Raw genomic sequence first — 22,006 nt, 5'->3', positions numbered from 1 at the left:
GATAGCCAACGTGTCGATGCAGGTCATCCTGGCCCAGGCGCTGCTTGGGCTTAATGTCGGTGTGTTCTACGCCATGTTGAGCCTCGGGCTTGCGGTGATATTCGGACTGCTCAATATCATCAACTTTGCCCATGGCGCCATGTACATGCTCGGTGCCTTCATCGCATTGATTGGCTACTCCTTTCTGGAGCAATGGTTTGGTATCAGCGTTCAGATCGGCTTCTGGGCGTCCCTGATTCTGGTGCCCGTGCTGGTCGGGCTGCTGGGGGTTCTCATTGAACGCCTTCTGCTCCGGCGTCTGTACGCTCTGGATCACATCTACGGGCTGCTGCTGACCTTCGGTATCACGCTGATTCTGCAGGGTCTGTTTTCCAACTATTTCAACGTCTCCGGCACCCCCTACCCGGGCCAGCCGGAGAGCCTCAGTGGCGTGGTCAATCTTGGCTTTATGTACTTCCCCACGTACCGCCTGTTTGCCATTGTGTTTTCCCTGGTGGTCTGTTTCCTCACCTGGTGGGTCATCGAACACACCAAGCTCGGGTCCCGGTTGCGGGCCGGCGTAGAAAACCCCGACCTGACCCAGGCCTTCGGCCTGAATGTTCCCCTCATGGTCACCCTGACCTTCGCCTTCGGTGCTGGCCTGGCTGGCCTGGCCGGGGTTCTGGCCGCTCCCATCTACTCCGTCAGCCCGCTGATGGGGGCCGACCTGATCATCGTGGTGTTTGCCGTGGTGGTCATCGGCGGCATGGGCTCGATCATGGGCGCCATCCTCTCCGGCCTGGCCCTGGGCCTGGTTGAAGGGCTGACCAAGGTGTTCTACCCGCCCGCCGCCAGTACCGTGATTTTCTTCCTCATGGTGCTGGTTCTGCTGTTCCGCCCCGCCGGCCTGTTTGGTAAGGAGAAGTAAGCGCCATGACCAACCGCATCCTCTTTATCCTCATGCTGGTGGCAGGCCTGACAGCGCCACTGTTCGCCTACCCGGTGTTCGTCATGGACCTGCTGTGCTTTGCCCTGTTCGCCTCTGCCTTCAACCTGTTGCTGGGCTATGCCGGCCTGCTCTCGTTCGGCCACGCTGCGTTCTTCGGCGGCGCCGCCTACATCACCGGTTACGTCACCAAGGAATGGGGCTTTACCCCGCTGCTTGGCATACTCGCCGGCGCGGGGTTTGCCATGGTGCTCGGCGCGGCCTTCGGGTTCCTGGCCATACGCCGCCAGGGCATTTACTTCGCCATGGTGACCCTGGCACTGGCCCAGATCATTTACTTCCTGGCCCTGCAGATGCCCTTCACCGGCGGCGAAAACGGCCTGCAAGGCATTCCCCGGGGGCACCTGTTCGGCCTGATCGACCTGAACAACTCCCTCGCCATGTATTACTTCGTGTTCGCCATCTTCCTCGTTGGCTTCGGCATCATCTACCGCACCATCAATTCGCCGTTCGGCGAAGTGCTGCAGGCGATCCGGGAAAACGAATCGCGCGCGCTGTCGCTGGGCTACGATGTCGATCACTTCAAACTGCTGGCCTTCGTGATATCCGCCACCCTGGCCGGGCTGGCCGGCGCCACCAAGGCGATCATTTTCCAGTTCGCAGCGCTCACCAACGCCCACTGGCAAACCTCCGGTGAGGTCATCCTGATGACCCTGGTCGGCGGCCTGGGCACGGTATTCGGCCCGGTGGTGGGTGCCATCACCGTGGGAGCCCTCAGCCACGAGCTGTCCGCCTTTGGCTCCTGGGTACAGGTCATACTCGGCACCATCTTCGTGGTCTGCGTCATGGTATTCCGCCGCGGCATCATCGGTGAAATCCAGCGACTGGCCAGTCGTAAACAGGGTTAAGGTCTATGCGGGTTATTTCTGCACAGGAGGTGGCCGGCGCACTGGCATGGCCGGCACTGATTGAACGTCTCGCCACCACGTTTCGCGAGGGAGTGGAAGCGCCGCCACGACATCATCACGCCATGCACCGCCCGGACGGTGAGGCCACCATGCTCCTGATGCCGGCCTGGGAAAAAACAGGTTACATCGGCATGAAAATGGTCAACGTGTTTCCCCAGAACGCCAACGCCGGCCTGCCCGCCATCTCGGGTCTGTACATCCTGTGCGAAGGCGAACATGGCACTCCGCTCGCGTGTATCGACGGCAGCGCCCTGACCAGCCGACGGACCGCCGCGGCCTCAGCCCTGGCCGCCCGCGAACTGGCACGGCACGATGCCAAATCGTTGCTGGTGGTCGGCACCGGCAAACTGGCGCCAATGCTGGTTGAGGCTCACGCGGCCGTCCGGCCCATCGATACCGTACGGATCTGGGGCCGAAACCCGGACAAGGCAAAAGCCCTGGCCGACACATTCCGCGACCGGTTCGACTGTGAGGCGGTAACCGATCTGGAAACCGCAGTACCCGAGGCAGACATCATCAGCTGCGCCACCCTGTCGACCGAACCGCTGATCCGGGGTGAATGGCTGCAACCTGGCAGCCACCTGGATCTGGTGGGCGCATTCCGGCCCTCCATGCGGGAAACCGACAGTCAGTGCCTGGCCCACAGCCAGGTCTTTGTCGACACCTACGCCGGTGCCCTGGGCGAGGCCGGCGACATTCTCCAGGCCATCGACGAAGGCGCGTTCCGCAAGACCGACCTGCGGGCCGAACTGGCGGAACTGCTGCGGGGCGACAAACCGGGACGCACGAGTGATGACGCCATCACCCTGTTCAAATCCGTGGGCGCCTCGCTGGAAGACCTGGCCGCCGCCATCGAAGTCTGGGAAACCCTGGAACGCAGTGTCCCGTCTGGCTAATTCGCCTCACCCCGAAGCCCACCCTCGATGGCCTGACTCACCAGCCAGCGTCGCAACAACTGAATACCCCGCTCCTGGCGCCGGCTGGTTTTCCAGGCAAAGTAGAACTGGTCCCCAGTCATCACCGGATGGCACGGCAACCGGACAAAGTCCTCCGAATCCTTACGCGTGCTCAGCATGTAGTCGTTGGTGAGCGCGATACCCTGATGGAACCGGGCCGCTTCCAGCGCCAGCAACATGTGGCTGAAATGCTGAACCCGGGCGTGCCGCGGAATTAGCTGTTCGACGGCCTTGTACCAAACCTCCCAGTCACCCGCGGCACGGTCGAAAATGCTGTGGGTCGATAACAACGGGAAACGGGAAATGTCCGCGGGTGTCAGTGAGATATCATCACCATCGACCCCTTCCAGGCCCAGCTCCCGGCGGATTTTCTGCCAGTAATCCTGACTGCACACGGGAAACAGACGCTCCACATACAGCAACTCATAGCTGTAAGCCGGTGAGTCCTTGTGGATGGTTATGAAGCAGTCCGCCACCCGGTCCGACAACACCGGATTCTCACTGCTCATCTCCAGCGCCAGATCCAGCTGCGGATGCAACCGCTGCAAATCCGGCAACCTTGGCACCATCCAGCGCACTGCAAACGAACTGAACACCGACAACCGCAACCGCGACTCCTCATGCCCCAGCAACTGTTCACTGGCCCGTTCAATCTGCAACAGGGCCGAACTGACCGCATCCAGGTACTGCCGGCCTTCGTCGGTCAACGAAAGAGTTCGCCCACTGCGCCAGAACAACTGCTCCCCCAGGTAGGTTTCCAGCTGTTTGATCTGATGACTGACCGCACTCTGGCCTACCGCCAGTTCATCGGCAGCGAGTGAAAAGCTGTTGAGGCGGGCAACGGCTTCGAATACGGGCAGGGCTTTCAGGGGTGGCAGCTTCATTATCTATTTTTCTAATACCGGTTAAATAAAGATCATTTTATCGGATATTAAAACCCAAATAGACTCTCACTGCGAGTTAGGGGAGACCAGGCAGGAAATGGCTTCCGAAAATGCTTGGAGCCATGGATGGCGGAAAGCAAGCGTACAGGGACGTATTCACAGCGGTTTTCGGAAGCCATTTCCTGCCTGGGCTCATGCACTCAGGGTTTGAGAACGGAGGAAAAGAATATGTCAGGAAAAACCGTAAACAGTGCCATTGTGCTGCTGATCATCGGCAACGCCATGGCGTTGATTTCTGACGTATTCATAAAACTGCTCGAGCCCGGCGCACCGGTGTTCCAGTTTGCCTTCCTGCGCAGCCTGATCACACTGGCATTCCTGCTGCCCCTGGCAGGACAACTGGACCGGAAGAATCTCTTCGCCGGCCTGAAAATCCACGCTTTCCGGGCCCACATCCACCTGGCCGGGATCATCTGCATGGTCATCGCCCTCGGCAACCTGCCGCTGGCCACCGCCAATGCCGTCTTCTACGCAGCGCCCATTCTGGTTATGGTGCTCTCCGTTTTCCTGTTCCGGGAGAAACTGACGCCGCTGAGTGTGACCGCCGTGTTCAGCGGTTTTGCTGGCATCGTATTGATCCTCCGGCCGGTGGAATTCAACTGGGCCGCCGTCGCAGCTCTGGCGTCCGCGTTTGCCCTGGCCATCAATGCCGTATTGGTCCGCCAGCTCCCGAAACAGCAGACTACCGTCCACAAACTGTTCCTGAACTACCTGCTGATTCTGCCAGCGGCCGGCGCCCTGGCCTGGTGGGAAGGCGCACAATGGAATTCAGGGATGCTCATCAGCGCCATGGGGTCTGCCCTGTTCATCCTGGGCTACAACATCACCGTGCTGCTGGCCTACCGCCAGGTGGATGCCAACCAAGTCACCAGCGCCGAATACACCGGGCTGATCTGGGCCGTGGGCATTGGCTGGATCTGGTTCGGAGAAGTGCCGGACCTCTGGTTCCTGGCCGGCAGCCTGATGATTGTGGTGCCCTTGCTGCTGATCGGCCTGCAGCAAAGGCGCAGGTCACCGGCCCGGGGTTTCAATCCCGCCCCGGTGCCGCGGCATAGCACTGGTCCACTCAGCGGCGCGACGATTCAATCAGCACGTGAGTGTCGTGAATGATCCGGCCAATCCGCGCCTCTGGCGGAAGACCGAAGATGGGATTCAATGGCAAAGGTGTGGGGACAATCGGCGCCAAGGGCGCGCAGCGATTCCGCCAGCCTCAGAAGATACTCCGCATTGGGGCCGCTGGGACCAGTCGCCAAGGCAATCTGACGGGCGATATCTGCCTCCGGCGCGTGGCCGAGGAAGGCTTCGTTGTCTTCAGTAGCAATGTAAACCAGACCTCCGGCATGGCTGCCGTCCTCGAACGTGAGGGTAGTGCTGAAGCGGAGGTAACCGTTCTTTTCCCGTACGTCCAGGTGCTCGAAGACATTGGGCGACACCCGGAACGCCATGCCCTTGCAGACGGCACCGGGCTTCTCCACCAGGGTCACCACCCGGCCCGGCGCTTCCGGCGTGCCCCGGTGATCGTGGGAGCCCTGCCAGAACCGCCGATCCCAGCCACGAATCGAGGCCGGGCGCCGCTCCAGGAACGGGAAATCCACCTTGTAGATCAGCGAGCCGTAGCCGAACAGCCAGATCGACTCAACGCCGGAGAAGTTGTACCGGTTGCGATTATGCTCAATGGTGTTGGCGGACATCACAGACCCCACTGCGGAAAAAAGACTCGCGATACTCTAGGTGGAGGCGATGAATCCCGCAATGCCCGTCAGCACAATTTCAGCAGCCATGGCGGAGAGAATCAGCCCACTGATTTTCGAGAGAATGTTGAGGCCGGTCTTGCCCAGAACCTTTTCCAGATAGCCGGAAAGGTGCAAAAGAACCCCGAGGATCAGCAACCCGGACACCAGCCCGAGAAGCCCACCGGACACTTCGGCGACGGTTTTCAGCTCCGCTCCGTACACCAGAATCGCACCAATGGTCGCCGGGCCGATCATCACCGGAATCGCCAGGGGCACCACGGCGATGTCGTCACGATCTTCATCCGGCAAGCCGGTGGCGTGATTGCGGGTGCCACTGGTGACCAGACTGATGGCGGTCAGGAACAGCAAACTGCCTGCGCCGATCCGGAAGGAGTTGAGGGTGATACCAATGGCGCTGAACAGCAGCGGACCGGCAAAGAACAGAATCACGCCCAGAACAAACGCCGAGACACAGGCACGGCGGATGATCGACGACTTCTCGGGTGCCGGCAATCCTCTGGTCAGTGCCAGGAACATGGTCACCACGAAAAAGGGTGCCAGCAGGAACAAAAAGCGAACAGTACTGCTGATAAAGGTGGAGAAAAACGTCTCAAGCATTCCGGGCAGTCCAAGGTTCAAAGAAAGCCGGCAAGCATAGCGTGCTGCAACGGTTTCTGCCGTAAGGAAGTGGACGTATGAAGCGCTTGCGATACTGTTCCATGGTGCAGCCCAAGGTTTGCTTGAACAATTGAGAACCGGCACAGCGGGAAACCGGGCATTTCATCAACCGGCAGTTTCGGGCAGATCTGGCAACCTGCACTAGTATGTAGGTATGTAGGTATCCAGGTAACTGGTTCATCGGGCAATCCGGAGGACATACCAACAATGAAAATCGGTATCCCCAGGGAAATTTTCAAGGATGAGCGGCGGGTGGCAGCCACGCCACCGTCCGTTCACAAACTTATCGGGCTTGGCTACGAGGTGGTCGTTGAAGGCGGCGCCGGCGAGGCCGCGAATTACTCCGATGAGGCCTATGAGAAAGTGGGCGCGGCCATAGCGGCTGATACCACGTCGCTGTGGCAGGACGCGGATTTCATCCTGAAAGTCCGCGCGCCGATGAAAAACCCTTCCCTGAACAGGCATGAAGTGGACCTGATGAAGGAAGGGGCGTTTCTGGTCAGCTATATCTGGCCGGCGCAGAATCCGGAGCTGCTGGAAAAGCTGGCGGCGAAGAAGATTACCTCGTTTGCCATCGACAGCCTGCCCCGCATCAGCCGGGCCCAGAAGATGGATGCACTCAGCGCCATGGCGAACATCGCCGGCTATCGGGCGGTGATTGAGGCGGCCAATCACTTCGGGCGTTTCTTTACCGGCCAGGTGACGGCGGCTGGCAAAGTGCCGCCGGCGAAGATCATGGTGATTGGCGCCGGCGTGGCGGGACTTGCCGCCATTGGTGCCGCCAACAGCATGGGTGCCATCGTGCGGGCATTCGACACCCGGCTGGAGGTGAAGGAACAGGTCGAGAGCATGGGTGCCGAGTTCCTGGTACTGGATTTCGACGATGAGGATGGCAGCGGTTCCGGCGGCTACGCCAAGCAGATGAGCGACGAGTTCATCAAGGCGGAGATGGCGCTGTTTGCGGAGCAGGCTGAGGAGGTGGACATCATCATCACCACCGCGCTGATTCCCGGCAAGCCGGCACCGAAACTGATCACCGCCGATATGGTCAAATCCATGAAACCCGGCAGCGTGATTGTCGATCTGGCCTCCGAGCGCGGCGGCAACTGCGAACTCACCGAACCCGGCACGGTGGCCCATCACCATGGCGTTACGCTGATCGGCTACACCGACCTGCCCAGCCGGATGGCCAAGGTGGCCAGTGATCTGTACGCCACCAACCTGTTGCACCTGCTCACCGAACTGACCCCGGAGAAAGATGGTAAGCCCCTGGTCAATATGGAGGACGACGTCATCCGGGGCCTGACCGTGGTTCGGGACAACAGCATTACCTGGCCGCCACCCCAGCCGGAGGCGCCCGTCAGCTCCGCACCGCCGCCCGGAACAGAGGAACCGTCGGCCGCCGACAAAGCCGCGGCAAAGAAGAACGCCGACCGTCGCAGCCTGATTGGCAAGAGCACGCTTCTGGTGGTAACAGCGCTGGCGCTCTATGGGGTTGGCGCCTACGCGCCGGAAAGCTTCCTGCAACACTTCACGGTGTTTGTGCTGGCCTGCTTTATCGGCTGGCAGGTAATCTGGAACGTGACACCCTCCCTGCACACCCCCCTGATGAGCGTAACCAACGCCATCAGCGGCATCATCGTGATCGGTGCCATGCTGCATCTGGCCCAGGCAGAGAACCTTGCCGTCGGCATCATGGCCTTTGTTGCGGTGCTGATTGCCAGCATCAACGTGGGGGGCGGCTTCCGGGTCACCCATCGCATGCTCAAAATGTTCCGCAGGTAGGAGACGCCCGATATGAGTACAGGACTGGTGAGCGTGGCCTACGTGGTCGCAAGTATCTGCTTCATCCTCAGCCTGGGCGGCCTCAGCCACCAGGAATCGGCACGGCGGGGCAACCTCTATGGGGTCGCCGGCATCATCATCGCGGTGGGGGCCACCCTCGCCAGCGTGGGTGATGGCGGCATCATCGCCATCGTGATTGCGGTGCTGCTGGGCGCCGGCATTGGCATTCCCATCGCCAACAAGGTGGAAATGACCCAGATGCCGCAACTGGTGGCCCTGCTGCACAGTTTTGTCGGGCTGGCAGCGGTGCTGGTGGGCTTCTCCGGCTACATCGAACCGTTGGGCGCAAGGTCCGGAGCCGAGCACACCATCAAACTGGTGGAAGTGTTTGTGGGCATCTTTATCGGTGCCGTCACCTTCACCGGGTCACTGGTAGCCTGCGGTAAGCTGGATGGCCGCATCGACAGCAAGGCCCTGACCCTGCCCGGCCGGCACCTGATGAACCTGGCGGCGATCATCGCCTGCGTATTGCTGGGAGTCTGGTTCCTGGGCACCGACAGTACGGCGCTGGGCATCGTTGCCCTGGTGCTGATGACCGCCATCGCCTCGGTACTCGGTATTCACCTGATCATGGCCATCGGCGGAGCCGACATGCCGGTGGTGGTGTCCATGCTCAACAGCTATTCCGGATGGGCAGCGGCGTCCATCGGCTTCATGCTGGGCAACGATCTGCTGATCGTGACCGGTGCGCTGGTGGGCAGCAGCGGCGCCATCCTCAGTTACATCATGTGCAAGGCCATGAACCGCTCGTTCATCAGCGTGATTCTTGGCGGCTTCGGCCAGACCACCAGCAGCGCGGGCGCGGCCGATTCGGACCAGACGGTCCATGAATCCAGCGTGGATGATGTCTGTGAAGAACTGCGCAATGCCGACTCGGTGATTATTGTGCCCGGTTACGGCATGGCGGTGGCCCAGGCTCAGAATGGCGTCAGCGAGATGACGAAGATACTCCGGGAGCGGGGCGCGAACGTGCGGTTCGGCATCCACCCGGTGGCCGGCCGGTTGCCCGGACACATGAACGTGCTGCTGGCCGAAGCCCACGTGCCTTACGACATTGTGCTGGAAATGGACGAGATCAACGCCGATTTCCCGGAAACCGATGTGGTGCTGGTAATTGGCGCCAACGACACGGTGAATCCGGCAGCCGCCGAAGACCCGGGCAGTCCGATTGCCGGTATGCCGGTGCTGGAGGTCTGGAAAGCCCGGCAGGTGGTTGTTCTCAAGCGGGGCATGGCCACAGGCTATTCCGGTGTTGAGAACCCGCTGTTCTTCAGGGACAACACTCGCATGCTGTTCGGCGATGCCAAGGAAAGCATCGATAAACTGGTAGGAGGGTTGCGGGGCTGAGGACAGCCCCACGCCTGTTTTCTACGGAGTTTATTCGGTGGTGTTGTACACGTAGGACGACACGGTGCCGTCCTGGCTGAATCGCACCACCAGATCGGTGGTTTCCGCGTCACCGAAGGCCGACCACTTGTACTTGCCGTAGGTCCAGGTACGTTTGCCGTCCTCGATCCCGGTGCGCCAGGGCTCGCCGAACATCTCCTGGATGTCTGCCCGCGTGGTTTCTCCAATCTGTATCTGATCGACGTTGTGGGTGGCAAAATCCTTTCCAACGGTCGCACAGCCCACCATCGCCGCCATCACCAGTGCCACAAACAGTACTTTAACCGAACCAATCATCGTCATACGGGGCCCTCACTTTCGGGTGAATTTCATCCATCATAACGTGTCTCAGTTCAGACGCGATTACGAAGACGACAGGTTCGCCGGGGGCCACAAAAAAGCCGCAGGCCCGAAAGCGCTGCGGCAGGGTCTGATCGAAGGGGCGATCAGTAAAGCTTGGCGAGGGACTTCCTGGCGAAGGATTCCACCTCGTTCAGGCGGCCTTCCTTCACTTTGACCAGCCACTCCGGGTCCTGCAGAAGCGCACGACCCACGGCGATCAACTCGAACTCATGGTTGTTCATGCGCTCCACCAGCTCATCGATGCCGGCCTTCTCAACGGCTTCCTGCTTGCTGGCAAAGGTCCCGCTGATAAAGTCTTCAGTGAGCCCGACACTGCCAACCGACATGGTCGGTTTACCGGACAGCTTCCGGGTCCAGCCGGCGAGGTTCAGGTTCGAACCTTTGAATTCCGGCTCCCAGAAACGGCGCGTGGAGGCGTGAAAAATGTCCACACCGGCTTCCACCAGGGGCGTTAGGAACTGCTCGAGCTGTTCCGGGGTGTTCACCAGTTTCGCCTCATAATCCTGCTGCTTCCATTGCGAAAAGCGCAACATGATCGGGAAGTCCGGGCCTACCCGGTGACGAACCGCCTCAACAACCTCGACCACGAAACGCAGGCGGTTTTCCATGCTGCCGCCGTATTTGTCGTCACGCTGGTTGGTGCCTTCCCAAAGGAACTGATCCAGCAGGTAACCATGGGCGCCGTGGATCTCTACACCGTCAAAACCGAGGGCTTTCGCATCCTGCGCCGCATCGGCAAAGGCGGTGACGACATCCTCAATATCCTCTTTGGTCATGGCTTTGCCGTTGGGCTTGCCAGGGCCAAACAGACCGGATGGGCTGTAACCGGGCACCGAAGGATCCGGAGGTGTGCCTTCCTTGCGTACGGCGCCAACGTGCCAGAGTTGCGGGAAAATGGCTCCACCGGCTTCGTGCACGGCATCAACAACGTTTTTCCAGCCTTGAAGGGCGTCGGAACCATGAAATGCCGGCACATTGGGATAACCACTGGCGGCGGGGTGATTTACTGTAGTGCCTTCGGTAATGATCAGACCAACGCCGGCTTCGGCGCGGCGCTGATAATAGGCCACAACATCCTCACCCGGCACACCATCAGGCGAGAAGTTGCGGGTCATCGGTGCCATCGCCACCCGGTTCCGCAGCTTGAGATTGTGGAGCTCAAAAGGTTCGAAAAGCGGGCCAAGATTCATGCTCATGGTAATGTGCAACCTCACTAGTTTGGTTTCGTTAAGCAACCATATTGAATCTGGTTTTAAAATGCAACCCTATTCAGTACACTCCCACCATGGCCAGAAAACGTTTTGATGACTCCAGTTGCTCCGTCGCCCGTGCCCTCAATGAAGTGGGTGACTGGTGGTCCCTGCTGATTGTGCTGCACGCCATGTACGGCACCCGCCGATTCGTGGATTTCCAGCAGGAACTGGGCATTGCCAAGAACATCCTCTGCGATCGCCTGGCCCGGCTGGTGGATAACGAGGTGTTGCGCAAGGTGGATGTCGGCGAACACGGCTCCCGCTTTGAATACCGCCTGACCGAGAAAGGCCGGGATCTGTTCCCGGTGGTGATTGCCCTGCGCCAGTGGGGCGACAAATGGAATCCCGCCCCGGACCAGACACTCCTGGACCTGCGCGACCGTGCCACCGGCCGCCCGATTCAGGCGGTTGAAGTCCAGAATGCCGACGGTAATCCCCTGACTATCCGTGATGTGTTCGTACCAGACGAGAGTCTGCCCGAAGGCAAAAGAACTCAGCCTGACTCTCCGCAGTAATCGCAGCGCCGCCCGATTTCTTGAGCTACGTCAATCTGGCGATCAAACCAGGCCCCCTGCCCGGCCAATCTTGCGCTAAATCAAGTTTCCTTTCTCCGCTGCCACTAATCTGAAGCCATCAACGATTCAGGTTAAGGAGATGGATATGTCCCGCACATTTAAACTTGGTGTTCTGGCTGCAGCGGTTATGGCTGCGGCGCCGGCTGTTCAAGCGTACGAAGCTGGTGATTTTATTGGCCGCGTTGGCGTGGTGACTGTTGATCCGGATTCCTCCAGCAGCAATTTGAACTCCAACGCTCTTGGTGAGCTTGACGGCGCCAAGGTTAGCGTTGATTCCAACACTCAGTTGGGCCTGACCGTGAGCTATATGTTCACTGATCAGATTGCTCTGGGTGTTCTGGGCGCGACGCCGTTCAAGCACAACATTGAAGGTGATGGATCCATTCTGGGTGGCGCTGGCAAACTGGCCGAAACCAAGCAACTGCCGCCAACCATCACGCTGCAATACTTCCCGATGCCAAGTGGCAGCAAGTTCCAGCCTTATGTTGGCGTTGGCGTGAACTACACCAACTTCTTTGAAGAGAAAACCACCCAGACTCTGACCGATACCTATGCAACACTCGCCTCAGGCGTGGACCGCACCGACATCGAACTGGATGACAGCTTTGGCTTGGCAGCTGAGATTGGCCTGGATTACATGGTCACAGACAACATCGGTGTAAACGCCGCTATCTGGTACGCAGACATCGATACCGAGGCCACCATCAACGCCTACGCTGGCAACACTAAAGCAGACACCAGCACCATTGACGTTGATATCGACCCCTGGGTCTACATGGTAGGCCTGTCCTACAAGTTTTGATCCCCGTGCCTCCGTCAGTCGCCACGGTCTGTTGGCTGACGAAAGGTGCGCTCTCCTGTGCGGGGCCCTCCGGCCCCGCCTTTTTTTGTCCGCCAGAAACAGGAAGGCGGAGCATCTGCTCCGCCTTCCTGAACTGTCCTGACCGGCCTCAGGCACTCTGGCGCTGGGCTGAGCGGCTTCGCTGACCGCCGCCATTCTGGCTCCGGCCACCACTGCGGCCACCTGGCTTGTCCCCAAAGCTTTTCGGCTTGCCTCCGGGCCGGCCATTGCCAGCGCCGTTACTACTGCGGGTACGGGCGCGGCTGGGGTCTGCCTTGGCCTTGGGCTTCAGCGGCAGGTTGTTGGTGGGCTCGAAGCCTTCCATGCTCTTGCGCGGCAACTGCTTCTTGATCAGCCGTTCGATACCCGTCAGTAGTTTGCCTTCATCCGCACTCACCAGTGACAACGCATGACCGCTCTCACCAGCACGGCCGGTACGGCCGATACGGTGCACGTAATCTTCCGGTACGTTGGGCAGTTCAAAGTTCACTACCTGGGGCAGTTGCTTGATGTCCAGACCACGGGCTGCGATGTCCGTCGCCACCAGCACACGCACTTCGCCGGCCTTGAAGTCAGCCAGCGCACGGGTGCGGGCACCCTGCGACTTGTTGCCGTGAATGGCGGCGGCGGTAATACCGTCCTTCTCCAGCTTCTGGGTCAGGCGGTTGGCGCCGTGCTTGGTACGGGTAAAGACCAGTACCTGGTCCCAGCTATTGTCACGTACCAGCTTGCTCAGCAGCGCCGTTTTCTGGCTCTGATCCACCGGGTAGACAGACTGCCTGATGTTTTCCGCAGCGGTGTTACGGGCCGCTACTTCCACCTGCACCGGGTTATCCAGCAGGCCTTCCGCAAGAGTACGGATCTCGTTAGAGAAGGTGGCGGAGAACAGCAGGTTCTGGCGCTTGGCCGGCAACAGCGCAAGAATCTTGCGGATGTCGCGGATAAAGCCCATGTCCAGCATTCGGTCGGCTTCGTCCAGCACCAGAATTTCCACTTCGTTGAAGCGCACAGCGTTTTGCTGATACAGGTCCATCAGCCGGCCCGGTGTTGCCACCAATACGTCCAGACCCTTGCGCAGCTTCATCATCTGCGGATTGATTTTCACACCACCGAAAACCACAGCGGCCTTGGTAGGAACGTATTTGCTGTAAAGATTCACGCTGTCGTGAACCTGTGCCGCCAACTCCCGGGTCGGCGTGAGGATCAGGGCACGGGGCCCCTTGCCGGTACGGGAGGTTTCGCCAAGACGCTGCAACAGCGGCAGGGTGAAACCGGCGGTTTTGCCGGTGCCAGTCTGGGCGGCAGCCATCACATCCCGGCCGGAAAGAACGGCGGGGATGGCCTGGGCCTGAATTGGGGACGGTGTTTCATAACCCTGATCGGTGGTGGCACGGACCAGCTGCTCGGACAAACCGAGTGAAGAAAAACTCATATAGAATCAACTCTTGATTGTTCTGCCTCCACGAACACCGGTTTCGGCGAATGCGGGCAGATACCATGAACATTCATGGAATAAAAGACGACTACAGTCACGCGCCGGTATCGGGGTGACGTCCTCTGACAGGTCGTATGGAAAGGTCGCACGGGCTTAAAGCCTTGAACTGCGGAATCCCTAGAGGCAGGATGCGGGCACAGTAACAGAGGACCTTCGAAATAGCCATAGATGCTTTTAGTTAGCAGGCTCTTTATTTTTCAGCGAAAAGCAGAAAGATGGAACTCACGCCTATGTCAGTGGTCACAGTGCCCCGTCTGGCTAATTCGCTAACCTACTGAGCCACTGAGGGCCTTGAGAGCAAGGCGCGGTGATGAAGGTTTGGTGGTTCCAAATCGAGGCGGCGCAACGCGGCTATCAAGGCCCTCAGTGGCTCCCGAAGGGCGCTGCGCAGTAGGTTAGCGAATTAGCCAGACGGGACACTAGTCGCCTTGCCGCAACGAAAACCACCCGATGACCGGAGAAGTCATGCTCAGTGTAGGTGTTGGCCCTTTCAGCCTTTCCATAGGACATCTGTTACTGCTTCTGGCGTTTATCGTGGCCCTGATTGTCGGAGCATTGGCCGGCCGCAAGGAAAAGCTCCCGATCGCCGGTCCCCTTGCCGATATTTTCCTCGCTGCCATGGTGGGCGCCCGCCTTGGCTTTGTAGTCCGTTACTTTGAACACTATCAGGACGACTGGCTGGGCATTATCGACATTCGTGATGGCGGCTTCGATCTGGTATCCGGCCTCGTGGTAGCACTGATTTTCACCGGCTACCTTCTCTGGCGCCGCACCAACATCCGCCGGCCACTGGGGTTCGCTGTGGCCTCGGGCCTGTTGATCTGGGGCTTCACAACCGGAGTGATTGCCCTGATTGATGACCAGACCCAGGGCCTGCCCGACGTAGCCCTGACCAACCTGAACGAGCAACCGGTCAGTCTGGACTCCCTTGCCCGGGGGCAACCCACGGTGGTTAATCTCTGGGCAACCTGGTGCCCTCCCTGCATTCGCGAAATGCCGGTTCTGGAAGATGCCCAGAACCGCTACCCCGGGGTCAACTTTGTCTTTGCCAACCAGGGTGAGCACCCTGAGACCATTAGCCGGTTTCTCAGCCAACAGAACCTCAATCTGAACCATGTGCTCAGCGACCGCCAGGGAGGGCTGGCCCGGGCCATCGGCAGCCAGGGTCTTCCAACCACTCTGTTCTACAATGCCCAGGGCAAACTGGTGGACAGCCATATGGGCGAACTTTCCAGAGCCAGCCTGGCCCAAGGCCTTGAACGCTTCGACGCCAGCCAAAGCGTGGAGGATGAAACCATCAGGCTCGCCATTATCCAGTCGTAACAATCTAACAATGTAGGGTGCGAAGGATCATTCCGTGGCGGCTTTGGCGAATGCGGCCAGGGCGCCACTCACCTTTTCAAGCACCTCGTCACAACCCTCGATACCGTGGCGGGACTTCAGGTAGTCCAGATCATTGTAAGCCAGCCAGGTATCGCCATTTTCATCTTCCCAGATCAGCGCTTTCTGAGGCAGATCAATGGCCACGCTCTGGGCACACTGCATCAGCGGCGTGCCGACTTTGGGGTTTCCGAAAATCAGCACTTCGGTCGGGCGAAGCTCCAGCCCTGCCTTCTTGGCGCCTTGCTGATGATTCACACGGGCCATTACGGTCATGCCCTTGTCCTTCAATACGGACTCAAGTTTGTCCACCGTGGCCTTGACGTCGTGACTGCTTTTGACGGTTACCAGACCTTCAGCACCCAGGGTCAGGGTGGCAAAAAACAGGGTCGAAACCACCAGAACCGATTTCAGAATGCAGCGCATAGTATCCTCCAAAGCTTGTGATGACAGTTTGAGCATAGGACATCTGGCCGCGGTACGCCGGGAAGTGATTCATTCCGCCGTTGACTGATCAGGCCCCAAACAGAGCCGAGCGGATTGGTCGCAGGCAGCCACTGGATTCACTCGCTCTGGCAGGGGTTCGTGTGCCGTCGAACTCCAGATAGCCGTCTTCAATCGGCTCGAAACGCAGGATTTTCACATCCTCCAGATAATTCTGTGAAGATTTCCAGGGACCATGGGTGCCCTGGCGAGGCAAGCGGTCGGCCGCGCGGCGAATGTAGCCGGAGTTGAGGGAACCAAGGATGGTGTCTTCGGCACGGCTGTTTTCCGTATCCCTGGCAACCACGGTTCGGTAACCCTGTCTGTCCATCAGATTCATCAGGCGGCACAGGTATTCCGCCGCAACATCCACCTTCAGGGTCCAGGAAATATTGGTGTAGCCGAAGATCATGCCGGCGTTGGGGACGCCCTCCACCATCACGTTCTTGTAGATGACCTTGTCTTTCATCACCACTTCCTGGCCATCCACCGTCGGCCGAATGCCTCCCAGCATCTGGATATCAAGGCCGGTGGCCGGGATGATGATGTCTGCCTCAAGCTCTTCACCGGATTTCAGGCGGATCCCGGTTTCGGTGAAACACTCAATGTGATCAGTGGCGATAGATGCCCTGCCGGCTTTCATTGCCTGGAACAGATCCCCGTCCTTCACCACGCACAGGCGCTGGTCCCACGGGTTGTAGTCCGGTGTAAAGTGCCGCATGTCGGCCCTTCCGGCCACCTGCCGCTTGATAATTCCGAGAAACAGGCGCCGCATGAACCGGGGGCTTTTTCTGGAACGCAGGTAAAGAAAACGGGAAATCGCAATATTCCGGGCCCGGGTAAGCCGGTAAGCGGTCTTCTCTGGCAAAAACTTCTGCAGGGCCAGGGTAACCTTGTCGGTCGATGGCAAGGATATCAGGTAGGTGGGCGAGCGCTGAAGCATGGTGACATGGGCGGCCTTCTCCGCCATGGTCGGCACCAGGGTAATGGCGGTTGCACCACTGCCGATTACCACCACCTTCCTGCCGGTGTAATCGAGATCTTCCGGCCAGTGTTGCGGGTGCACAATCCGGCCGCGGAAATCGTTCTCACCCGGAAAATCCGGTTTATAGCCCTGGTCATAGTTGTAATAGCCGGTACAACCGATCAGGAAACTGGCGGTGAAGGTTGCGGTTTCACCGGTAGCTTCATTGCGGGCGGAGAGCTTCCAGCACTTGTCCATACCGGACCAGTCTGCCGTTTTCACCGCCAGTCCGTAGCGGATGTGGCGCTCAACATCATGCTCTCTGGCCGTCTCGCGCACATAATCCTTGATGGAGGCACCGTCCGCCAGCACCTTGCCGCCGGTCCAGGGCCGGAAGTCGTAGCCGAAAGTGAACATGTCCGAATCGGACCGGATACCGGGATAACGGAACAGATCCCAGGTGCCACCCAGGGACTGCCGGCGCTCCAGGATGGCAAACGACTTGCCCGGGCACTCACGCTTCAGGTGACACGCCATGCCAATGCCGGAAACGCCGGCGCCGATGATCAGTACATCGAAATGCTGCTTGCCCATTACCTGCCCTCTCGGATTCCAGTCCGCTTTTGGTAATCAATGGTCTGCAATCAAGATAGCTCAGGCCGGGCTATGCGGAAATTGGCCAAAGTGGTCTCGGACCCTGGTTGTTTCAGTCAGTCGTCTGACCCGGGGGCGTAGTGCTCGGAAAGACGTCCGTGATCGATTTCCAGGTAACCCAGGCAACCAGGCCAAAAAAGCTGGCCCAGCCCCTCGGCCAGGGACAGTTCTGCGATCAGATCAGTCATAGCTCGCCGGCGAGCTGCCGGATCAGCTGCCCGGCGGGAATCTCCCGGCAGCCGCTGGCGTTCTGTCCCGACCACAGGGGGGTGAAATCACCGGAGCCTTTGGCTTCAGCCGCCGCCCGGAGCGGAGCGATGGCCGAGGTCGCCAGCGGGAATTCAGGCGCCACCTCTGCGACCGGCCCCAACTCCCGCATCACTCGGTTCATGATGCCCCGCGCCGGGCCGCCGGAAAACAGGTTGGTGATAGCGGTGTGGCGGACTTGCGGGCTTTTCAGTGCCTCCCGGTGAATGGGCCTGGTGGTAGCCTCCGGGCACAGCAGGAAAGCGGTCCCGAGCTGAACGCCTACCGCCCCCAGATCCATGGCCGCACGAATACCACCGGCGTCGGCAATGCCGCCTGCTGCGATTACCGGAACCTTTACTGCGCCCACCACCTGGGGTAACAGGGCAAAGGTGCCCATCTGCGTGGACATGTCCCTGGTCAGGAAAATACCGCGATGGCCACCGGCTTCCAGCCCCTGGGCGATGATGGCGTCTGCCCCTTGCTGCTCCAGCCAAAGCGCTTCTTCAACCGTCGTAGCTGTCGACAATACCTTCGCGCCGGCCGCCTTGACCCGTTGCAGCAATGTGGCATCCGGTAGCCCGAAATGGAAACTCACCACCGCCGGCCGGAACTCCTCTACCAGAGCAGCGGCTTCCGCGCTGAAAGGCGTGCGGCCACCCCCGGCAGGAATGGTCTGGGGGTCAATACCGAACGCGCTGTAGTAAGGGGACAACGCCTCCCGCCAGGCCTGTTCCCGGGCGTCGCTCGGTACTGGCGAGGTATGGGCGAAGAAATTGACGTTGAAGGGTTTGTCGGTACCGGCCCGCAGGGCCTCCAGCTCGGATCTGAGCGCCCCGGGGCCCAGCATGGCACAGGGCAGCGAACCCAGTCCGCCAGCGTTTGATACCGCCAGAGCCAGATCACTTCCCTGAACACCCGCCATGGGTGCCTGAATGATCGGCAACTCGGTACCCAGCAAATCTTGCAGCGTCATAACGGTCATCCCCTCTCCCTGAAAAAGGCTTCAGCCTGCCACAATTATCGCAATTGAGCCACGGAGTGCCGGGTGCACACCGACAACTATGTCGCCTTCCTGGATGCAGGGTTTCGAAAGGGCAACAGGCTGAGTCAGCCCTTGAAGCCCTTGCCCAGGACGTAGACTTCCCGGGAGCGGGCACGGGAGGAGTCGGGCTTGCGTACCACGACCTTGTCGAACACAGCGCGTACTGATTTCAGATACTCGTCATAACCCTCACCCTGAAACACCTTGGCGAGGAAGCTGCCTTTGGGCTTGAGCACCTGACAGGCCATGTCCAGCGCCAGTTCTACCAGATACATGGACGAAGCCTGATCGGCTACGGTGACCCCACTGATGTTGGGTGCCATGTCGGAAATCACCAGGTCCACAGGGTCATTACCCAGGGTGGCCATGATGGCGTCAAACACATCATTCTCGGTGAAGTCCCCCTGAATGAATTCCACACCGGCAATGGCATCCATGGGCAGTATGTCAGAGGCAATCACGCGGCCCTTATGGCCCACCAGATTTGCCGCCACCTGGGACCAGCCGCCCGGTGCCGAACCGAGATCCATGACCACCATGTTGGGGCGGATCAGGCGGTCCTTCTTGTTGATTTCAAGGAGCTTGTAACTGGCACGGGAGCGGTAGCCGTCCACCTGCGCCTGCTTCACGAAGGGGTCGTTCACATGCTCTTCAAGCCAGCGGTTACTGCTTTTGGATCGGGCCATAGGGACTCATCAACCGGGAAAGCCTGCGCCAATTGTACGTGCCGGGCCCGCCTGCGGCAAAATCCTGACAACCGGGGCGGGCCCACGTACAATTCACCCAACATTCTCCGATTCCCCTTTACCCGGCAACGTCCACTCCATTTGCGGCACGAGCCGGGCAGGACTGACTATGATCCGCCTTACTGAACTGGCGCTGCCCCTGGACCATCCGGAAAGCGCCCTGCGTGCCGCCATTGTCGAACGACTGGACATTCGCGATGCTGATCTGACCGACTTTGTCGTGTTCAAACGCAGCTACGACGCCCGCAAGAAAAACTCCGAAATCAAGTTCGTTTACATCATAGATCTGCGCGCCCGAAACGAAGACGCCATCCTCGCCCGTTTTGAAAAAGACCAGCACGTACGCCCGGCACCCGATACCGACTATCACCCGGTCGCACAGGCACCCGCCGGTCTCACCGAGCGTCCGATTGTGATCGGTTTCGGGCCCTGTGGTCTGTTTGCCGCCCTGCTTCTGGCCCAGATGGGGTTCCGCCCAATTGTGCTGGAACGTGGCAAGGACGTGCGGCGCCGCACCAAAGACACCTGGGCCCTGTGGCGGAACAAGCAGCTGTCTCCGGAATCCAACGTGCAGTTCGGTGAAGGCGGTGCCGGCCTGTTCTCGGACGGCAAACTGTACAGCCAGATCAAGGACCCGAAGTTCTACGGCCGCAAGGTAATGCACGAGTTTGTCCGGGCTGGCGCACCGGACGAAATCCTGTACCTCAGCAAGCCCCATATTGGCACCTTCCGGCTGACCGGCGTGGTGTCTGCCATGCGCGAGGAGATCATCCGCCTCGGCGGAGAAGTTCGCTTTGAAAGCAAGGTTACCGACCTGCGCATCCGCAACGGCCGGGTCGAGGGTGTGGAACTGGCCAGTGGCGAATGCCTCGACAGCCGTTATGTGGTGCTCGCCCTCGGCCACAGCGCGCGGGAGACCTTCCGCATGCTGCAGCGAAACGATGTCTTTATCGAAGCCAAGCCTTTTGCTGTCGGCTTTCGCATTGAGCACCCGCAATCGCTCATCGACACTGCCCGCCTTGGCAAATACGCCGGCCACCCGGCCCTGGGCGCGGCAGACTACAAACTGGTGTACCACGCCAGCAACGGGCGCGCTGTCTACAGTTTCTGCATGTGCCCGGGCGGCACGGTGGTGGCAGCAACCTCCGAACCGGGCCGAGTGGTCACCAACGGCATGAGCCAGTATTCCCGCAACGAGCGCAACGCCAATGCCGGTATTGTTGTGGCCATTCACCCGGAGGAAGACTTCCCGGGCGGCCCGCTGGCCGGTATCGACCTTCAGGAGGCCCTGGAATCCCGGGCCTACACGCTGGGCGGCAACGATTACTGCGCGCCAGCCCAACTGGTGGGTGATTTCATCAAAGGCAAACCCTCCACCGAACTGGGTGAGGTCGAGCCTTCCTACAAGCCCGGCATCAAACTGGGCGACCTCGCGCCTGCCTTGCCGCCCTACGCCATCGAAGCCATCCGCGAGGCCCTGCCGGCCTTTGGCAAGCAGATCCGGGGCTTTGACCGGCACGACGCCATCCTGACCGGCATTGAAACCCGCACCTCCTCGCCGGTGCGTATCACCCGGGACCGGGTAAGCCTTCAGAGCCTGAATACCCGCGGGCTCTATCCGGCAGGCGAAGGGGCAGGCTATGCCGGAGGCATTCTCTCGGCCGGAGTGGATGGCATCAAGGTCGCCGAGGCGCTGGCTCAGGCCATGCTGGAGGACCTCCAGGGCAGTGAGGGAACCCCCGCGTGAATCTGGCTGATATAAGGAAACTGCAACAGAAAAAATACCGCCAGTCACTCGGTCACTACCTGGTCGAGGGGGAGCACCTGGTGCTCGAGCTGCAGGAAGCAGCTACCCGCCAGCCAGCGCTGCGGGCCTCGGAGTTGTATGTGACCGGTGCCTACGGGCACTGGCAAAGCCCGTTCAAAACCCATCTCATCAACGACCGCCAGATGGCACAGCTCACCGATACCCGCACACCACAGGGAATTCTGGCCGTGGTCCCCATGCCGGACAGCCCTCCTGAGCCGGAACCCGGCGAAAAAGCCGTTTACCTGCACGAGGTTCAGGATCCGGGCAACCTGGGCACGATATTGCGGACCCTCGCCTGGTTTGGCGGTTTCCGGTGCCTGCTGAGCCCGGGCAGTGTGGATCCCTACAACCCGAAAGTGGTTCGCGCCAGCATGGGGGCGCTCTTCCACGTTTCCCTGGAAACCGAGGTTACCCTGGCCAGCCTGTCCGGCCGGTACCAAAGCCTTGCCTGCCTCGACCTGAATGGCGACTCGATGATTTCGGAAGCCTTCCGGCAGCACGACTGTTACCTGTTTGGCAACGAAGCTCGGGGCGTGCCACGGGACGCACTGGCTGAGCTTCAGGCGGCGCCCTATACCATTCACGGTCGGGGCCAGATCGACTCCCTGAACCTGGCCTCGGCGGTAAACATGTGCACCTACGAACTAATGCGCGGCCAGTAAACCGCCAGCACCAGAGCAATGAGCTATTTCGGCAATCGTTCTGGCGGATACCGC

At 59.9% G+C, this 22,006-nt stretch carries 22 protein-coding genes; 11 read left to right on the top strand and 11 right to left on the bottom strand.

Annotated features, from left to right (window positions below; genetic code table 11):
• Window positions 1-16 precede the first annotated feature (16 nt).
• From D0851_RS13010 to D0851_RS13000, 3 genes are read left to right on the top strand one after another with little or no spacing between them, the layout of a single operon-like run.
• The gene (locus D0851_RS13010) at window positions 17-907 is read left to right on the top strand and encodes a branched-chain amino acid ABC transporter permease (RefSeq protein ID WP_162893788.1); all 891 of its coding nucleotides are present in this window, start codon (window positions 17-19) and stop codon (window positions 905-907) included.
• Window positions 908-912: 5 nt separating this feature from the next.
• Window positions 913-1,833, top strand: a complete 921-nt coding sequence (locus D0851_RS13005) for a branched-chain amino acid ABC transporter permease (RefSeq protein WP_117619015.1) — start codon at window positions 913-915, stop codon at window positions 1,831-1,833.
• A gap of 5 nt (window positions 1,834-1,838) precedes the next feature.
• The gene (locus D0851_RS13000) at window positions 1,839-2,789 is read left to right on the top strand and encodes an ornithine cyclodeaminase family protein (RefSeq protein WP_117619014.1); all 951 of its coding nucleotides are present in this window, start codon (window positions 1,839-1,841) and stop codon (window positions 2,787-2,789) included.
• On the opposite strand, the gene D0851_RS12995 is transcribed toward D0851_RS13000, so the two are convergent.
• Complete coding sequence (locus D0851_RS12995; protein WP_117619013.1) at window positions 2,786-3,733, bottom strand: LysR family transcriptional regulator; 948 nt, start codon at window positions 3,731-3,733, stop codon at window positions 2,786-2,788. The two genes, D0851_RS13000 and D0851_RS12995, sit on opposite strands and share 4 nt — an antisense overlap.
• A gap of 228 nt (window positions 3,734-3,961) precedes the next feature.
• Between D0851_RS12995 and D0851_RS12990 the strand changes: the two genes are divergently transcribed.
• Window positions 3,962-4,903, top strand: coding sequence for a DMT family transporter (locus tag D0851_RS12990; protein ID WP_227539299.1), 942 nt, complete (start codon window positions 3,962-3,964; stop codon window positions 4,901-4,903).
• Here the strand turns inward: D0851_RS12990 and D0851_RS12985 are convergent.
• Together D0851_RS12985 and D0851_RS12980 are read right to left on the bottom strand one after the other, a co-directional pair.
• Window positions 4,876-5,484, bottom strand: coding sequence for a gamma-glutamylcyclotransferase (locus D0851_RS12985; protein ID WP_117619012.1), 609 nt, complete (start codon window positions 5,482-5,484; stop codon window positions 4,876-4,878). The genes D0851_RS12990 and D0851_RS12985 overlap by 28 nt on opposite strands.
• Window positions 5,485-5,520: 36 nt before the next feature.
• Window positions 5,521-6,144 (bottom strand): MarC family protein, encoded by a 624-nt coding sequence (locus tag D0851_RS12980; RefSeq protein WP_117619011.1) that lies wholly within the window; start codon window positions 6,142-6,144, stop codon window positions 5,521-5,523.
• A gap of 267 nt (window positions 6,145-6,411) precedes the next feature.
• Between D0851_RS12980 and D0851_RS12975 the strand changes: the two genes are divergently transcribed.
• Both D0851_RS12975 and pntB read left to right on the top strand, forming a co-directional pair.
• Window positions 6,412-7,989, top strand: a complete 1,578-nt coding sequence (locus tag D0851_RS12975; RefSeq protein ID WP_117619010.1) for a Re/Si-specific NAD(P)(+) transhydrogenase subunit alpha — start codon at window positions 6,412-6,414, stop codon at window positions 7,987-7,989.
• A gap of 12 nt (window positions 7,990-8,001) precedes the next feature.
• Window positions 8,002-9,396: a Re/Si-specific NAD(P)(+) transhydrogenase subunit beta gene (gene pntB / locus D0851_RS12970; RefSeq protein WP_117619009.1), complete on the top strand. Its 1,395-nt coding sequence runs from the start codon at window positions 8,002-8,004 to the stop codon at window positions 9,394-9,396.
• 30 nt (window positions 9,397-9,426) lie between these two features.
• Here the strand turns inward: pntB and bamE are convergent, their stop codons facing one another.
• Both bamE and D0851_RS12960 read right to left on the bottom strand, forming a co-directional pair.
• Entirely contained in the window at window positions 9,427-9,732 is a 306-nt protein-coding gene (bamE, locus tag D0851_RS12965; RefSeq protein WP_117620404.1) for an outer membrane protein assembly factor BamE, read from the bottom strand.
• Between the two features lie 149 nt (window positions 9,733-9,881).
• Entirely contained in the window at window positions 9,882-10,994 is a 1,113-nt protein-coding gene (locus D0851_RS12960; protein WP_117619008.1) for an NADH:flavin oxidoreductase, read from the bottom strand.
• 89 nt (window positions 10,995-11,083) lie between these two features.
• On the opposite strand from D0851_RS12960, the gene D0851_RS12955 reads away from it, so the two are divergent.
• Together D0851_RS12955 and D0851_RS12950 are read left to right on the top strand one after the other, a co-directional pair.
• Entirely contained in the window at window positions 11,084-11,566 is a 483-nt protein-coding gene (locus D0851_RS12955; protein WP_117619007.1) for a winged helix-turn-helix transcriptional regulator, read from the top strand.
• Between the two features lie 145 nt (window positions 11,567-11,711).
• A complete protein-coding gene (locus D0851_RS12950) occupies window positions 11,712-12,428 on the top strand; it encodes an OmpW/AlkL family protein (protein ID WP_117619006.1) in 717 nt (238 codons plus the stop codon).
• A 148-nt stretch (window positions 12,429-12,576) separates the two neighbouring features.
• Here D0851_RS12950 and D0851_RS12945 read toward each other — a convergent pair whose 3' ends face one another.
• Window positions 12,577-13,899, bottom strand: coding sequence for a DEAD/DEAH box helicase (locus D0851_RS12945; RefSeq protein WP_117619005.1), 1,323 nt, complete (start codon window positions 13,897-13,899; stop codon window positions 12,577-12,579).
• Between the two features lie 528 nt (window positions 13,900-14,427).
• On the opposite strand from D0851_RS12945, the gene D0851_RS12940 reads away from it, so the two are divergent.
• Window positions 14,428-15,285 carry a TlpA disulfide reductase family protein gene (locus tag D0851_RS12940; protein WP_117619004.1) on the top strand — a complete coding sequence of 286 codons (858 nt, stop codon included), beginning with the start codon at window positions 14,428-14,430 and terminating at the stop codon, window positions 15,283-15,285.
• Between the two features lie 27 nt (window positions 15,286-15,312).
• Here D0851_RS12940 and D0851_RS12935 read toward each other — a convergent pair whose 3' ends face one another.
• From D0851_RS12935 to rlmE, 5 genes are all read right to left on the bottom strand, one after another.
• Window positions 15,313-15,768: a DUF302 domain-containing protein gene (locus tag D0851_RS12935; RefSeq protein ID WP_117619003.1), complete on the bottom strand. Its 456-nt coding sequence runs from the start codon at window positions 15,766-15,768 to the stop codon at window positions 15,313-15,315.
• An 88-nt stretch (window positions 15,769-15,856) separates the two neighbouring features.
• Window positions 15,857-17,383, bottom strand: a complete 1,527-nt coding sequence (locus tag D0851_RS12930) for a flavin-containing monooxygenase (protein WP_117619002.1) — start codon at window positions 17,381-17,383, stop codon at window positions 15,857-15,859.
• A gap of 116 nt (window positions 17,384-17,499) precedes the next feature.
• Window positions 17,500-17,631, bottom strand: coding sequence for a hypothetical protein (locus tag D0851_RS20840; protein WP_264756447.1), 132 nt, complete (start codon window positions 17,629-17,631; stop codon window positions 17,500-17,502).
• The gene (locus tag D0851_RS12925; protein WP_117620403.1) at window positions 17,628-18,665 is read right to left on the bottom strand and encodes an NAD(P)H-dependent flavin oxidoreductase; all 1,038 of its coding nucleotides are present in this window, start codon (window positions 18,663-18,665) and stop codon (window positions 17,628-17,630) included. The genes D0851_RS20840 and D0851_RS12925 overlap by 4 nt, the downstream gene beginning before the upstream one ends.
• Window positions 18,666-18,799: 134 nt before the next feature.
• Entirely contained in the window at window positions 18,800-19,420 is a 621-nt protein-coding gene (gene rlmE, locus D0851_RS12920) for a 23S rRNA (uridine(2552)-2'-O)-methyltransferase RlmE (protein WP_117619001.1), read from the bottom strand.
• A gap of 169 nt (window positions 19,421-19,589) precedes the next feature.
• On the opposite strand from rlmE, the gene D0851_RS12915 reads away from it, so the two are divergent.
• Window positions 19,590-21,227, top strand: coding sequence for an NAD(P)/FAD-dependent oxidoreductase (locus D0851_RS12915; protein WP_117619000.1), 1,638 nt, complete (start codon window positions 19,590-19,592; stop codon window positions 21,225-21,227).
• Window positions 21,224-21,952: a TrmH family RNA methyltransferase gene (locus tag D0851_RS12910; RefSeq protein ID WP_117618999.1), complete on the top strand. Its 729-nt coding sequence runs from the start codon at window positions 21,224-21,226 to the stop codon at window positions 21,950-21,952. The genes D0851_RS12915 and D0851_RS12910 overlap by 4 nt, the downstream gene beginning before the upstream one ends.
• Window positions 21,953-22,006 lie beyond the last annotated feature (54 nt).

The organism is Marinobacter sp. Arc7-DN-1 (assembly GCF_003441595.1).
Classification (GTDB): domain Bacteria; phylum Pseudomonadota; class Gammaproteobacteria; order Pseudomonadales; family Oleiphilaceae; genus Marinobacter; species Marinobacter metalliresistant.
Note: the sequence above shows the minus strand (reverse complement) of the source record. Positions and strands in the feature narration are given on the sequence as shown.

What these genes read in the sequence shown, in the direction of transcription:
- D0851_RS13010 (WP_162893788.1), top strand. Translation starts at nt 17, where the DNA reads ATGCAGGTCATCCTGGCCCAGGCGCTGCTTGGGCTTAATGTCGGTGTG.
- D0851_RS13005 (WP_117619015.1), top strand. Translation starts at nt 913, where the DNA reads ATGACCAACCGCATCCTCTTTATCCTCATGCTGGTGGCAGGCCTGACA.
- D0851_RS13000 (WP_117619014.1), top strand. Translation starts at nt 1,839, where the DNA reads ATGCGGGTTATTTCTGCACAGGAGGTGGCCGGCGCACTGGCATGGCCG.
- D0851_RS12995 (WP_117619013.1), bottom strand. Translation starts at nt 3,733, where the DNA reads ATGAAGCTGCCACCCCTGAAAGCCCTGCCCGTATTCGAAGCCGTTGCC.
- D0851_RS12990 (WP_227539299.1), top strand. Translation starts at nt 3,962, where the DNA reads ATGTCAGGAAAAACCGTAAACAGTGCCATTGTGCTGCTGATCATCGGC.
- D0851_RS12985 (WP_117619012.1), bottom strand. Translation starts at nt 5,484, where the DNA reads ATGTCCGCCAACACCATTGAGCATAATCGCAACCGGTACAACTTCTCC.
- D0851_RS12980 (WP_117619011.1), bottom strand. Translation starts at nt 6,144, where the DNA reads ATGCTTGAGACGTTTTTCTCCACCTTTATCAGCAGTACTGTTCGCTTT.
- D0851_RS12975 (WP_117619010.1), top strand. Translation starts at nt 6,412, where the DNA reads ATGAAAATCGGTATCCCCAGGGAAATTTTCAAGGATGAGCGGCGGGTG.
- pntB (WP_117619009.1), top strand. Translation starts at nt 8,002, where the DNA reads ATGAGTACAGGACTGGTGAGCGTGGCCTACGTGGTCGCAAGTATCTGC.
- bamE (WP_117620404.1), bottom strand. Translation starts at nt 9,732, where the DNA reads ATGATTGGTTCGGTTAAAGTACTGTTTGTGGCACTGGTGATGGCGGCG.
- D0851_RS12960 (WP_117619008.1), bottom strand. Translation starts at nt 10,994, where the DNA reads ATGAGCATGAATCTTGGCCCGCTTTTCGAACCTTTTGAGCTCCACAAT.
- D0851_RS12955 (WP_117619007.1), top strand. Translation starts at nt 11,084, where the DNA reads ATGGCCAGAAAACGTTTTGATGACTCCAGTTGCTCCGTCGCCCGTGCC.
- D0851_RS12950 (WP_117619006.1), top strand. Translation starts at nt 11,712, where the DNA reads ATGTCCCGCACATTTAAACTTGGTGTTCTGGCTGCAGCGGTTATGGCT.
- D0851_RS12945 (WP_117619005.1), bottom strand. Translation starts at nt 13,899, where the DNA reads ATGAGTTTTTCTTCACTCGGTTTGTCCGAGCAGCTGGTCCGTGCCACC.
- D0851_RS12940 (WP_117619004.1), top strand. Translation starts at nt 14,428, where the DNA reads ATGCTCAGTGTAGGTGTTGGCCCTTTCAGCCTTTCCATAGGACATCTG.
- D0851_RS12935 (WP_117619003.1), bottom strand. Translation starts at nt 15,768, where the DNA reads ATGCGCTGCATTCTGAAATCGGTTCTGGTGGTTTCGACCCTGTTTTTT.
- D0851_RS12930 (WP_117619002.1), bottom strand. Translation starts at nt 17,383, where the DNA reads ATGGGCAAGCAGCATTTCGATGTACTGATCATCGGCGCCGGCGTTTCC.
- D0851_RS20840 (WP_264756447.1), bottom strand. Translation starts at nt 17,631, where the DNA reads ATGACTGATCTGATCGCAGAACTGTCCCTGGCCGAGGGGCTGGGCCAG.
- D0851_RS12925 (WP_117620403.1), bottom strand. Translation starts at nt 18,665, where the DNA reads ATGACGCTGCAAGATTTGCTGGGTACCGAGTTGCCGATCATTCAGGCA.
- rlmE (WP_117619001.1), bottom strand. Translation starts at nt 19,420, where the DNA reads ATGGCCCGATCCAAAAGCAGTAACCGCTGGCTTGAAGAGCATGTGAAC.
- D0851_RS12915 (WP_117619000.1), top strand. Translation starts at nt 19,590, where the DNA reads ATGATCCGCCTTACTGAACTGGCGCTGCCCCTGGACCATCCGGAAAGC.